Below are 14227 nucleotides of genomic sequence, written 5' to 3'. Positions count from 1 at the left end.
TCGACTTCCTTTGCTGATTTGAATTACTTAATGCCGGAATGAACCATCGTCTCGAGCACCCTCCGCTGGAAGAGCAGGAAGATGATGAGGTTGGGCACGAACATGAGCAAGCCGGCTGCGGCAGCCATATTCTGCCCGGCGACACTGTTCTGAAGCCCGCTGAGCAGGCTGTTCACATAGAAGGGCAGCGTTCGCATCGTCTCGTCCTGCATGAACAGCGTCGAAGTCTCGACGTCTCCCCATACGCCTTGGAACGTGAAGATCGAGATCGTGGCGATCGCCGGCACAGACAGCGGGAGCACCATTCTTGTGAAGATCCCGAAATGGCTTGCTCCGTCGATCTTTGCCGCTTCAATCAGCTCGCTAGGTATTTGAGAGATGAAGCCGACGAGCATGAAGACGGCAATCGGTGAGGCAAGCGCGGGCAATATATGCCCGAAATACGTGTTGTTGATGCCGATACCGCTAATGATGAGATACCTCGGAATGCCGACCGTCTCCGGCGCGAACATCAGAGACAGCGTAATGAGCGATAAGATGAGTCCCTTGAAATGGAACTGGTATTTCGCAAGGACGTAACCGGCCATCGTGCTGACGATAATTACGCATGCAAGTGTTAATCCCGCTACGATAATACTGTTGAACAAATATCTCGTGAATGGCACAGTCGCGTTCGATGCGTGCAGAATGAGCGATTCGAAGTTGCGAATTGTTGGATTCTGCACGAGAAACCTCGGCGGAAACAAGAACAGCTCATTCTGCGGCTTGAATGCATGGTTCAGTATGAAAATAATCGGCAGCGACATGAACGCGGCCAGCGCGGTGAAGAAAGTGACGAGCGCTACTTGAAACGGCGTCACGCTGCGAAGTTTTCGAATCATGGTTTTACAGCTCCTCCTTGGATCCGAACAGCCGATAGGCAAATCTCATGGCGAAGTAGCTGATAAGCAGCAGCATGACCGAGACTGCCGAAGCATAGCCGAGCTCGAAACGGATAAAAGCGTAATCGTCGATATGGTTAATGATCAAATGTCCCGAATAAGAAGGCGTGATCGGCAAGCCCGTCAATTGCGTCGATATGCTGCCTGCCTTTAGCGTGCCGACAATCGACATCACGGCGCTGAACAGCATCTGCGGCTTCATCGAAGGAACCGTAATATAGAACACTTCTTGAAGGCGATTCGATATGCCGTCGATGCGGCCTGCCTCGTAAAGCTCGCGATTGACGGTCTGAAGACCTGCCAACATGGCGAGAAAGCCTACGCTGAAGCTGACCCAAAGCGATACGATGATCATAATGTTAAGCAAATACTTCGGATCTTGAAGCCATATGACCGGACTGTCGATCCAGCCCATGCCGAGCAGGAAGTTGTTCACGTAGCCGACGCGGTCGCCGCTGAACGCCGCGATCCATACGACGGACAGCGCTACTCCGCCCGCCATCGAAGGCGCGTAGAACGCCAGCGTGTAATAGTCCCTGATCTTGATCGGCAGCTGATGGATCAACCAGGCGAATAGGAAGGAAAGGATATAGCCGCCTGGGCCCACAATAAGCGCGAATAGGAACGTATTCGGTATCGCTTTGGTCAGAAAGATAATATCTTGCGTGAACAAGCTAATATAGTTGTCGATCCCGATAAAATGCAGCTTCTGAAATCCGTCGTACGACGTGAACCCAAGCGTCGCGGCCATGACGACCGGCACAACGATGAAGAGCATGAAGCAGATCAGGAACGGCGCGAGGAACAAATAGCAGAACGCGTCGCGCTTAAGATCGCGCAGGAAGCGAGTCAGCTTCGCCCCAATCGCCGGTCGAGCCTTAGGCCTTGCTATCCCGGGAGTAAGCTCTGTATTCATCTGTGCTATTCCTCCCATTCGTAAGGTTGATTGATTTGCGGGATGCCGAGATCATCTCCGGCTTTAATGCCGAAGTTGCCTTGTCTCCGGTTCATCTCCCTTTGCAGCGAGAGCTGCGCCTGTTCAAGCGATTCCTGAGCAGGAATGCCCTCCATTACCGTGCGGTTCCATGCGAATTCCATTTCTCTGCTGAGGAAGTAGTATCCGGGCACGTACGGCATGTTTTTCGCCCAGCGCGCCTGTTCGCGAAGCGCCTTCAGATCATCGGATGGCCAGGAGAGCGACTTCATCGCATCGACGTTGGCCGTATTCCATCTGAATTCGATACCATAGAACGATTCGATGTCCTTCGCGTATTGCGACTGAACCTCCGCGGACGTCCACCATTGCATGAACTGCCACGCCTCGTCTTTCTTATCGCTCTTCTCCATCATCATCGCCGCCGAGATGCCTTGCGGCGACCATCTTGCCACTTCGCCGTTCGCTTGCTTCATGCCAGGCAACGGAGCGATCTTCCAGTGGCCGGTAATTTCCGGCGCGGCTACGAGAAGCTGCACGTAAGTGTTGAAGTCGGCAACGCCGATCGGAATGTCGCCGTCGCGGAAATGCTGGAAGAATGCAGGAACATCGATCGGAAGATTGTATTTTTTGTACAGTTCCGTCCAGCGCTTGAAGGCCGCTTGGCCCGCTTCGCTATCGAGATTTCCTTTTAAGCCGTCCGGCGAATATACTTCCGCATTGTTCTGGAAGAAGAGCGTTGAGAAATCGCCTTTCGGGAAGTTCATGGTCATCCCGTTCTCCTGCAGCGTCGGCAGCATGTCGAATACGTCATCCCATGTATCCGGCACTGTAAGGCCTAGCCCTTCCAACACATCGGTGCGGTAGAACAGCACCTGGAAGTTCTGCACCTCCGGCAGTCCATAGACGCCGCCGTCGTAGTACATCGATCGGTTTACGCCAGGAATGAATTGATCTTGTACTTCCTCGAAGCCCGGATAAGAGGACAAATCCTCGACCGCTCCTCGCATTGCATAATCGGCAGGCATCGATTCGCCTAGACCGAGCGCAACGTCCGGCACATCGCCAGCCGCGTTGCCTAGTATAAGCTGGTTCGGATTCGGCATTAGGTTAATGTTGACCTGAATGCCCGTTCTTGGCGTAAAGTCTTGGTCTACCAACTCACGAAGAAGCTCCACGTAATCGCGTCCGCGTTGCACCCATACCGTAAGCGCACCGTCGCGGTTGTGCTTGCGCGTATCGTAATCCAGGTAGAACGTTCGGCCGAAGTCGGCTATGGAATAGGGGATACGCGACATCGCGCTCGCCGTCTTCAGCCCTGTTTCCGCCTCCGGCGTCCGCACCACGATATAATCCACCAACAATTGCTGATGCGTCAGCGTAGCTAGCCAAGCTCCGATATTATTCTGAATCGTAGAGAAATCATTGATTTTGTTCGGGACCTCGTTCACATCCTCCAGCATTACCTCGAGCAAATGCACGGAGCTCTTGATCGCTTCGGACAAATCGGAATCCTTTTTGTTCAACCCGTTAATATAGTTGCGGATATCGGCGAAGCGGTTAACGAAGTCGTTCAGCTTCTGCTCGACCTCCGGATCTAGCTTCTTCATATCCCAAGTACGCGTCGAGTCGATATTCGCATCGAACGCCGACTTGCTGTAATTGCCCGTCAACAGCCTAATTTGGCGATCGTATACGGCCAATTGGTTCAGGGTATCCGTCAACGCCAGATAGACTGGCTGGACCAGCGAAGAGTCTGCCGTCATACGCAGCGTGTGCGTACCCTTCTCCAGGTGGAACTTATAAGGCTCACCCGCTTGATCGGAAAGCGTTACGATCTCGAATTCCTTGCGTGTCGGAATGCCGTAGTGCAGCATTTCCTTGAACGGCACTTCGCCGTCGATCGTTATCGTGCGATAGGCCTCGAAGCCGTTCCGGTAGTTTTGGAACGCTTTTACATCAAGCTCATACAAGCCGCTCTCCGGCACTTCGATCTGCCATTCGACCCACTCGCCAGGCTGCCTCCATCGCTGTCCGCCGAGCACGTTGTAGGTGATGCGCCCTTTCGGATCTGGCGATATATGAGGCTCAGACCAAAAGTCTGTCTGAATAGCCAAGCTGGATTTGCGCTGGAATTGTTCAGCCTCAATGAGCTTGAACCATTCGGACTGCGGCTTCGATTCGGTTAAAGAGCTTTTGTATTCCTCGTAGGATGGGATTGTCGACTTCGACTCGAACGAAATCCCGCGCAGCGTGACTCCCTCCCTAATTCCAATGAGCTTTAACTTATGCTCGCCTTGCTCCAGCTTATAGAGCAAAGGCTCGGAAGAAGCGGAATATACGGATGCGGCTGCCTTGTTCCAATCTGTCAGCTCTACCTGTCCCGGCCGGATTTGTTGACCGATTTCGTTGCGATCATAAGGATACTTCGCATCCTTCCATAACCGTTCAAGCTCAATTCTGCTGGATTCTGCGAAAGGATAGCTTCCGTCGATTTGAACCCCTCTCACGACGGAGGCATTTCCTCCTTCAAGCGCTTTGTAATCGAAATGCAGCTCGTACCAGCCATCCTGCGGCGCCTCGAAACTCCATTCGACCCAGCCAAGCTCGTTCTCCCAAATGAGTTCTTTGCCTTCATCCGATCCCAGAACGGACTCCTCTGAGGCAGATTCATATTCAGCGGGCGTTATTGGAATCGCTTGCAACTGTTCTGCGGACTCGAAAGCTTCCGGGTATTCCAACATCAGTTTCGCGTAGGGCACCTCACCCGGCTTGCTCTCGAACGAAAGCATTTGCTCGGCGGTAACGGTAGTCGCGTACAATGTCGGTTCGCTGCCGGATACCCAGCGGACAGCGACGACAATCAATGCAACCGCTAACAAAATTCGTAATCCTCTGCCCAGCCATTTCTTCGATTTAAGCCGAATCATCCTTCATCTCCCCCGGCTGCGAGTGACACGCCGGACTGCTCGTCGAAGAAGTGGATCTTGTTCATGTTGAAGCTTACGAGCAGCTTCTCTTCCTTCTCATAGTCAATCTCAGGCTCCGTCCGGCCGATTACCGTTTTCTCCCCGATCTTGACGTACACGTAAGAATCGGCGCCTGTGACCTCAGTCATCTCAACAACGCCGCGCACATATTCGTCCTCAGGAAACTCGTCTTTATCAGGCCCAAGCTGCACATGCTCCGGGCGAACACCGAGCACGCAATTGCGAAGCGTGCCGGGTTTCGCATTGAATTGCCCATAATATTTCTCTGGAATTCGGAACTTAATCCGCTTGTTCAAGAAGTAATAAACGCCATTCTGACGAACGATGCTTCCTTCCAGGAAATTCATCTGCGGCGAGCCAATGAATCCGGCAACGAACAGATTGGCTGGTTCATCATAGAGCTGCCTTGGCGGCGCTACTTGCTGGATAACGCCGTCCTTCATGACTACGATCCGCGTACCCATCGTCATCGCTTCGACCTGGTCATGCGTCACATATACCGTCGTTCGTTTCAAGTCGCTCTGCAGCTTAATAAGTTCGGCACGCGTCTGCGCCCTTAGCTTGGCGTCAAGATTGGACAGCGGTTCATCCATCAGGAATACCTGCGGTTCCCTCGCGATCGCACGCCCCAGCGCAACACGCTGTTTCTGACCGCCTGACAACTGACTAGGCTTGCGATCGAGCAAATGCGATATTTCCAAAATTTTGGCTACGCGGTTCACTTTAAGCTCAATGTCATGCTTGGCTGTCTTGCGTAGCTTAAGGCCAAGCGCGATATTCTCGTACACCGATAAGTTCGGGTAGAGCGCATAATTCTGAAATACCATCGCAATGTCTCGATCCTTCGGCGATAAGTAATTAACGAATTTGTCGTCGATATACAACTCGCCCTCCGTGATCTCCTCCAAGCCAGCCAGCATTCGAAGCGTAGTCGATTTGCCGCAGCCGGATGGACCGACCAGTACGAGGAACTCCCCCTCCTCAATGGAAAGGTGGAAATCGTTGACCGCCGGACGCTGTTCCCCTTTGTAGTGCTTATAGACATGGCTAAACGTAATGCTTCCCACCCATGCTCACCTCTCAGAACAAATATGTTTCCCTAAACTACCTCTAATGTTATCCGATCATTACACGAGTAAATATGAGAGGATATATGCTTTTTTTGTCAAAAATTATCTTGTAAGCGTTTCACAAGCTTCATACAAGCTATATTTAAAGTCATACTTTGTTAAATGGTCATCAAAAAGACCATCCTTTCGGATGGTCTCTTACATGTATTTTTCTAATTGTGCTAAGCCTGATCACCTATATGATCGGCCCATGAGTGAAGCGGACGCCAATTCAATACTTCTTGCGCCATCTTATTGCTGACGACCGAAGTTCTTCCGGGAAGGTCATTTTTCAACACGGATACCTCGGGATAGAACGACTTCAGAAGCTCTGACGTCTGCCGATCGCTAAGTGTATCATTGCTCGTAATATTGAGGCTGATCGCCCCTCGATCTTCGACTTGAAGTGAAGCGATACATGCGCTTACCGCATCGCGAATATCAATATAGCTCCACATGATTTGCTTGAACGCCTCAGGTTTTCGAATCGATAAGTGATTATAATCTTCCGGCTTCGTAATCATAGAGAAGCGCAGCGAGACAACCTGCATGCCGTTTCGTCTGTCGAACATGGCGGCAGTCAATTCATTCACGACTTTAGATAGTCCATAGCACTCCTGCGGCTGCTGCGGGTGCTCTTCATCGATCGGAAAATAATCCGGCGAGAATGGCGTAGGCGCCCAAGCAAAGCCGTATGATGATTCGCTAGAGCCCATAACCACCTTCCGTATGCCTAGAATAGAAGCAGCTTCCAGGATATGATAGCCGGCTACCGTGTTATTCGCGAAAATATAAGGATTCGGATGCAGAATTGGCGCGGGAATCGCCGCCAAGTGGATGATTGCGTCCGCTCCATGAACAGCAGCTACGACTTGCCCGAAGTCGTTCAAATCAACCTTAATCTGCTTGCATCTAAGCTCTTTGGATAGCTGATGATCAAGCGATACAACTTTATAATCCTGCTGCTGCAGCTCCTTGATAAGAGCCGTACCGAGCTTGCCGCTGCCTCCCGTTACCGCAATCGTCTTCATCTGTTATGCACCTCCGTTGTATCGCATGGCATTATGGACGGACAAGCGTGCCGTCAGCCTTGCGGTCAAGCTGATATGGATTGAAATAAGTTGTTTTGTTCCAATTGTCCCCAACGAGCAGCTGTGCCTTAAGCTCATCAAGCTCGATACCGAGCCCCGGCTTCTGTGATGGATATAAATAGCCGCCTTTTCGAACAATATGTCCTTCGAACGCATCCAGCTCTTCTTCCTTAAAATGGTTCACTTCCTGAATGCCGAAATTCCAGATCGCCATGTCCAAATGGACTGCTGCCGCTTGGTTGACAGGATCGTTCTCTCCGCCTTCCTGCCATGCGGTTCGAACGCCGAACGCTTCGCATAATGCCGCGATCTTGCGGCATGCGCTAATCCCTCCGGCCTTAGATACGCGTACGCGGATGAAGTCAATGAGCCTCTCCTGCACAAGCTGCGTCCATTCCTGAGGATTGACGAATAGCTCGCCGACTGCTTGCGGAGTTGCGCTTTGTTGACGCAGATGGCGATACCATCCAATCTGTTCAGGTGCTAGCGCATCCTCAAGGAAAAATAGACTATAGGGCTCTACCCGCTTTGCAAGTTGAATCGCGTTAATCGGCGACAAATGCTCATGCACGTCATGCGTGAATTGTACGCCCATACCGAACTCAAGCCGCAACTGCTCGAACATGGACGGTATGGCATGCAAATAAGCTTGCTCGTCGAATACCGGTCCCTTGCCCCAAGCATGATCCGGCAAGATCGCCTTGTCGCGATCGATAAAGCCGCCACCGCCGTAACCGCCCATTTGCACACGGATGACCGTATACCCTTCCTCCTTGAAACGATGCACGTCCTCTTTCAGTTCGGTAATATCCCGCCCCCCGGCATGTCCATAGCAAGGAACGGCCGCACGGCTCGCTCCGCCGAGCAGTTGGTAGACAGGCAGACCTGCCTCCTTGCCCTTAATGTCCCACAGCGCCATGTCGATCCCGCCTATTGCGGTATGCAGAAGCGCGCCGTTGCGCCAATACCCGCTCATGTACATGGTCTGCCACAAGTCTTCTATATTCGCGGCATCCTTGCCGATCAGCAGCGGCGCCATCAACTGCTCAATAACTTGCACAACAGCCTCCGGATTATATACGTCCGAGGCTGATCCCAGCCCGTAAAGCCCATCCTGATCCGTCAATACCTTTACGATTGTCCAAGTCCCGTTTTTGCGTGTGCGAATGCATTGGATTCCCGTTATTTTCGCCATGCCGGCACCATCCTTTTTTGTATGTCCCCTATAGTGTAAGCCGAATGAGCCGGTACCCAAATAAGACATCCTTAAACTTTCTATCCCAATATTGGCCTCTTTCTTTCGTCTTGATCAATTAAACTACTTCCGTTCCTATGGCTTCTCTCAACTTGGACTTCTTTATATAAATAATGTCGTCTTTTTCTCCTTTTGTTCACTCTCCCCTCTACTCAGGAAGTTTGCTTTTTATCAGCTTTATCTTTCGAGTCTTTTATCTACACAGCACATTCAATATCAATTACCATTCAGATTAATGATCAACAGATTCTGATATTGGTATATTTCTGCCTTCCTTCGTAGATAATGCGCCTTTTTTTCCTTTTGCTCACTCTCCCATTTACTCAGGTAGAAAGCTAAAGAACCAATCTACAACAAAAAATAAAACCGAGTATCCACTCGAAACGGCTTAGATCAACTACCCTTAAAGACTATTCTTCTGAGTTGACGGGAGGGTTAGCGAAAGCGTTAAACAGCATAGTTCTTGAGCTGACGGGAGAGTTAGCGAAAAGTGTTAATCAGCAAAGTTCCTGAGCTGATGGAAGAGCGAGCAAAAAGCGATAAACAGCATAGCTCCTGAGCTGACGGGAGAGTGAGCGAAAGCGTTAATCAGCATAGCTCCTGAGCTGGCGGAAGAGTGAGCGAAAGCGGTAAACAACATAGTTCCTGAGCTGGCGGGAGAGTGAGCGATTGCGTTAAACTGCTTAGTTCTTGAGCTGGCGGAAGAGTGAGCGTAAACGTTGAAGAGCAAACATCCTGAGCTGGCGGAAGAGTGAGCGAATGCGTTGAAAGAAATACGTTCTTAGTTTGCTAGAGTGTGCGGAGTGTGTCTATGCATGCCTCAATAAAGCCAGCCCCTCCAAGTCCGTTAGGGCTTAGAGGGGCTGGCTTATTCGTTCAGTGCTATTATGGCATCAGGTTATAGATGCGGTAGTGCTGCTTATTTTTTGGATGCTAGGAATGCATCGATTTGTTTTTGCGTTTCAGCGATGATTTTATCAAGGCCGTTTTTCTTTTGCGTCTCGATATAATCTGTTACTGCTTTATCAACGTCTTTCACAACACCGAACTCAATCGGTCTGTTCAGCTCGTCGCTTGCTGTATCACGCTTCGCGATTTCGTTTTTCATCGCATCTTCGGCAATGAACAAGCCGTCGATAGGAGAGTTAACGTTACGTTCTTCGCTTGCGAATTCAGCTTCTTTCACCCAGAAGTCTGGTCCGTAAGTCATAGTCGGACGCATGAATTGCGGTTTCCAGAATGCCCATTGGCCGCCCCACTCCATGTAGTTGCTCGTCGTCGTTTCCATGCCTTCCGGATATTCAGCAGTCTCGCCGTTCAATACGTAGGTTTTGCCTTCGATACCGTATTGGACAAGGTCGTACAACGTTTTGTCCGTTTCGATCATATCCAACAAGCGTAGAACGCGCTCAGGGTTTTTGGAGTTGCGGTTGATCGCCACTACGTTAGCAAGCGCTGTACGGTTAATAAAGCGTTTGTCCGGGTAGAGCTCCGACGATTCCATTTTGTATGCTGGATCGGAGAAGCCAGGGTCCGCGCTTACCCATTCATGGGAAGTAACCGTGAACAGTTTCTTGCCGTTTCTCCACTCTGCCGCTTCATCCGATTTGTCGATCATCGCATCGCGGTTAATCAGGTTGTCGTCGTACCATACTTTAGCCAGCTTAGCAGCTTCTAGGTAGAACGGTTGTTGCTCTACAGCTTGAACCGTTACTTTAGGGTCGCTCAGATAGAAGCCAAGACCGTGGAAGTTAAGATCAACCCACTCATCGCGGATCATAATAAGCGATACCGGAGGTGTGCGGGAAATTCTTTCGTTTGGATAAGCTTTCTTCAGATCGCGCAGCAATTTATCTACGTCTTCGATCGTCTTGACTGAGCCGTTCGGATAATCAAGACCCGCTTTCTCAGTTAAGTCAGAACGCCAGCCCGTGAACTTACGTTCGTTCATCTTCATCGTCCAAGGCAAGCCGACGATTTCGCCGTTTACCGTAGCCGCTTGAAGCGTGCCTTGTTCTTCATACTTTTTGTACAAGTTAGGCGCAAACTCAGGCAGCAGATCGTTCAGCGCCATGTATGAGCCTTTCGCCGCCATTTGCTTGTACGACAGCCAGTCGCCGTCGAAGTTCATGTCCCAGCTATCGCCGGATGCGGCCATAACGAGCATTTTCTCTTTGAAGTCGCCGAACGGAATGAAGTTAATATCGAATTTGACATTAAGGCCTTTGGCTTTCACATATTCGCTGACTTTAGCCCAAACTTCGTCCGTAGCCGCTTTTTTATCGCCGCCGAAGTAGAATTTAAGCGTAACTTCTTCCTCCTGCTCCGAGCCGTTGGACGGCTTGTTGGAAGCTTCGCCGCCATTAGCGGGCTCGTTGTTGCCATTGCCTCCGCTACATGCTGCAAGAATAACGCTGAACAGCATGATGACGGCAAGCAGTAACGGTAATCCCTTGATGCTTTTCTTCATCGTGACCTCTCCCTTTTGCTTGTCATTATATACTACACGGCCGAAGCCGGTATAGCCTCAAATCATTAACCTTTAACTGCCCCAACCATTAATCCCTTTACGAAGAAACGCTGTACGAAAGGATACAGGAATATAATCGGCCCTATCGTAATGACCGTGAGCGCCATCTTGATCGATTCCGAAGGAATCTGCGCCGAGATACGCTGCATGGCGGATGCGTTGCTTGAGCTCTTCAGGAACTCGACGTTCGATACGAGCGTCCTTAGGAGCAGTTGCAGCGGCTGCAGCTCTTGCTTGTCGACGAACATGAGCCCGAGGAACCAATCATTCCAATAGCTCAGCGCTACGAAAAGTCCGACAGTCGCAAGTACCGGCAGCGAAAGCGGCATGATGAGGGCGTAAAAAATTTTGAACTCGCCCGCTCCGTCCATTTTCGCCGATTCGTTCATATCCTCGGGGATCGACATCATGAAGTTGCGGATCAGGAACATGTTGAACGCATTCGCCAACATCGGTAGAATGAGTGCCCACAGCGTATCCTTCAGATCCAAATAACGGACGCAGATGATGTACCAAGGAACAAGTCCGCCATTGAAAAGCATAGTAATAATGACGTAAATGGACAAAATATTTCTATACTTAAACGACCGTCTTGCCATAACGTAAGCACCCATGCTCGTTACGAGCAGTGAAAGCACCGTTCCGGCTACCGTTACGAGAATGCTGACTCCGTAAGCGTCAATGATGCGAGTGGAGCCAAGCAGCAGGATTCGGTACGAATCGAAAGTAAATGTCTTCGGCCAAAGCGTGTAACCGTAATCCATGATGTCTTTCTCCGTGCTGAGCGAGCCTGATATAACCATGATGAATGGGAACAAACAAGCCAAGCTGAACAGGGAGATGACAATAATGATCATCAATTGTGAGATAGAGAATTTTTTTGCTACCATTATGTTGTTCCTCCCCTAGTTAGAATATCGCGGAATCCTTGTCAATTTTGCGAGCCGCATAGTTACTGCCGATGATAAGCACGAAAGCAATCAACGACTGCAGGAAACCTGCCGCGGATGCCATGCCGATGTCGCCGGATTTGCGTAAGCTCCGATAAACGAAGGTATCGATAACGTCCGTTGTCGGGAATAGGAGGGAAGCGTCGCCGACCATGGCATAGAACATGCCGAAGTCCGCATTCATAATTCTGCCCACCGCGAGCAGTGTCAAAATAATAATCGTTGGCCGCAGCATCGGAATGCTAATATACCGAATTTGTTGCCATCTCGTAGCACCGTCTATGGATGCCGCTTCGTAATACGAATTATCAACCGATGTCAATGCAGCCAGATAGATAATCGTTCCATAACCCGTAATCTTCCACCGAATCGCGATTGTTAAGATGAGCGGCCATAAGCCCGCTTCACTGTAGAAATCGATCGGCGAGAACCCTATGCTCTCCAATACCCGATTGACCGCCCCGCTCTCGAAGTCGAGCAGATTGTAGGCGAATACGCCTACGACGATCCAAGAAATGAAGAAAGGCAGGAAGGTCAGCGACTGGGAAACGCGTTTGAAATATTTGTTGCGAACCTCGTTGAGCAGCAAAGCGAAGCCTACTTCGAATATAAGCCCTACCGCGATGAACAACGCATTAAGCAATATGGTGTTCCTCATCGCCCGAAAAGCTGTCGAGGACGAGAACAAATAATCAAAGTTGTTTAACAGCGGATCCATCCAATCACTGCCGAAGATGCCTTTCTGGAAATCGAAATCTTTGAACGCGATTACGAGTCCGGCAAGCGGCAAGTAGTTGAACAGAAATAGGAGTACCGCTACGGGCAAGAACATAAGCAGCAACGTACGATTTCTAAGCAGTTCCCGAATGACTCCATTTGTTTTCATATCGTGTTTCCTTTCGTTTATGTGATAGTTTTATTGTAGTTGAGAGGCAATTCGCATACCATGAGCCATTCTTATACTTTGTAGTATTGATTTATCCTCTGTCCCTTATCTCCTCCGAAGACGATAACAAGGCCGTCCTCATGTGAGAACGGCCTTGTATTTGAACAGTATTTAATTTAGTTTCGCTTCCACTGCTGTCGCAGCTCCAACGTTTTCTTATTCCACGCATCCGTCGAAGCGATGACACGATTCGGGTCCGAACCGCCAAAAACGATATCATTAATGACGTTGATCCAATCGTATTCCGAGAACCATGGTATCGTTGCGCCAGGCAGAACGAGGCCGTTATCCTTCGTCATCTTGACCGCCTCGAGATTTTTGCCTTGCCAGAGCGGCACTTTGTCAAGATAAGCGGTTAGCTCGGGATCCAAGACGGAAGCGTTAGCTCCCTTCTCCATCTTCCACTTCTGCGCTTCCATCTCAAACTGGAAGCTAATCCATTTGTACGCCTCGTCCTTGTGCTTCGAGCCGCTAAGCAGCGCCAGCGGTCCATAGATATGGAACGAATACTGATTGATCTTGCCGCGCGGAAACGGGAGAATGTCCCATTCAAACTTCGCATTTTTCTGCAATCGCGGCAGCAGCCAGTCTCCTCCGACTTCGAATGCTGTCTTGCCGTTCAGGAAATCTCTCGTTACATCGCCTTGCTTGGTCGCTTCCTCCCACGATTGCATCGTGCCGTCCACGGTAACGAATTCCGTCAGCCAACGAACGTCAGCCATTACTTCCGGCGTGTTCAGCAGACTCTGGTTAAGATTTTCATTCATATAAGACAAATTCGGAGCATGCCCGTCCGCAGCCGACTTCATCGGAAGCAGTCGCATAACAAAGTCGCTGCTCGTCGTTAAACCGTATTCACCGGCTGAGGGGTCTGTCACCTTCTTCGCGATTTCCCTGAAGTCATCGAACGTCCAGTTGTTCGGCGGCATCTCAACGCCGTTCTTCTTAAGCAAATCTTTGTTTACGACGATCCACATCGGCACATCGACGAACGGTACAGCCAGTCTGCGGCCGGAGAACGCCATCATATTGAAATATCCGTCGGGAAGCTCCTTCTCTCGGAAGGAAGCGTCCGCATCCATGTAAGGCTTCAAATTCTCGAGCAATCCTTGTTGCTCGTATTGGAGCAAATCGCCAGCGACCCACGTCAGGTCGGCAGGCGTTCCCGCGGCCTGCAGCTCCTGAATCTTCGCGACGATTGCCGGGTCTCCTCCATTCGTAATATAAATCGGCTTTATTGTGATCCATGGATACTTGCGATTGAACATGTCATAGAGCTCCTGGTACGTTTCGTCCGACCAGGTTAATAGCTTCAATTCAACCGGTGTCCTCTCTACTGTCTGCTGATCGTCCGAGGGCTTGCGTCCATTCTTGCCATCGACGCCAGGCCATCCTTCTATGGTACATGCGGTAAGGGTGATGGAGAGAATGGCAAGCAGCAGCATGCTCTTCGCATATGCAATTGATTGTCTGCTTTTCAA

Annotated in this window: 10 protein-coding genes; all 10 read right to left on the bottom strand. The window is 50.4% G+C overall.

The annotated features are described in order from the left end of the window. Nucleotides 1-23 precede the first annotated feature (23 nt). The 10 genes from V8F51_RS06300 to V8F51_RS06255 all read right to left on the bottom strand — a co-directional run bounded on the left by V8F51_RS06300 (nucleotide 24) and on the right by V8F51_RS06255 (nucleotide 14227). Nucleotides 24-881, bottom strand: coding sequence for a carbohydrate ABC transporter permease (locus tag V8F51_RS06300; RefSeq protein ID WP_337099260.1), 858 nt, complete (start codon nucleotides 879-881; stop codon nucleotides 24-26). A 4-nt stretch (nucleotides 882-885) separates the two neighbouring features. After that, nucleotides 886-1857 carry a carbohydrate ABC transporter permease gene (locus V8F51_RS06295; protein ID WP_337099259.1) on the bottom strand — a complete coding sequence of 324 codons (972 nt, stop codon included), beginning with the start codon at nucleotides 1855-1857 and terminating at the stop codon, nucleotides 886-888. A 5-nt stretch (nucleotides 1858-1862) separates the two neighbouring features. Then, complete coding sequence (locus tag V8F51_RS06290; RefSeq protein WP_337099258.1) at nucleotides 1863-4805, bottom strand: extracellular solute-binding protein; 2943 nt, start codon at nucleotides 4803-4805, stop codon at nucleotides 1863-1865. Further along, complete coding sequence (locus tag V8F51_RS06285; protein WP_337099257.1) at nucleotides 4802-5932, bottom strand: ABC transporter ATP-binding protein; 1131 nt, start codon at nucleotides 5930-5932, stop codon at nucleotides 4802-4804. Before V8F51_RS06285 ends, V8F51_RS06290 begins: the two co-directional genes overlap by 4 nt. 224 nt (nucleotides 5933-6156) lie before the next feature. Beyond that, a complete protein-coding gene (locus V8F51_RS06280; protein ID WP_337099256.1) occupies nucleotides 6157-7005 on the bottom strand; it encodes an NAD-dependent epimerase/dehydratase family protein in 849 nt (282 codons plus the stop codon). 31 nt (nucleotides 7006-7036) lie between these two features. Next, nucleotides 7037-8260: an enolase C-terminal domain-like protein gene (locus V8F51_RS06275; protein WP_337099255.1), complete on the bottom strand. Its 1224-nt coding sequence runs from the start codon at nucleotides 8258-8260 to the stop codon at nucleotides 7037-7039. A 979-nt stretch (nucleotides 8261-9239) separates the two neighbouring features. Next, nucleotides 9240-10790 carry an extracellular solute-binding protein gene (locus tag V8F51_RS06270; protein ID WP_337099253.1) on the bottom strand — a complete coding sequence of 517 codons (1551 nt, stop codon included), beginning with the start codon at nucleotides 10788-10790 and terminating at the stop codon, nucleotides 9240-9242. Between the two features lie 65 nt (nucleotides 10791-10855). Continuing rightward, nucleotides 10856-11740, bottom strand: coding sequence for a carbohydrate ABC transporter permease (locus V8F51_RS06265; RefSeq protein ID WP_337099252.1), 885 nt, complete (start codon nucleotides 11738-11740; stop codon nucleotides 10856-10858). 19 nt (nucleotides 11741-11759) lie between these two features. After that, on the bottom strand, nucleotides 11760-12686 hold the full coding sequence (locus V8F51_RS06260; RefSeq protein ID WP_337099251.1) for an ABC transporter permease: 927 nt from the start codon (nucleotides 12684-12686) through the stop codon (nucleotides 11760-11762). A 176-nt stretch (nucleotides 12687-12862) separates the two neighbouring features. Continuing rightward, a complete protein-coding gene (locus V8F51_RS06255; RefSeq protein WP_337099249.1) occupies nucleotides 12863-14227 on the bottom strand; it encodes an ABC transporter substrate-binding protein in 1365 nt (454 codons plus the stop codon).

Source organism: Paenibacillus sp. YIM B09110, assembly GCF_037167145.1.
GTDB lineage: Bacteria > Bacillota > Bacilli > Paenibacillales > Paenibacillaceae > Pristimantibacillus.
Note: the sequence above shows the minus strand (reverse complement) of the source record. Positions and strands in the feature narration are given on the sequence as shown.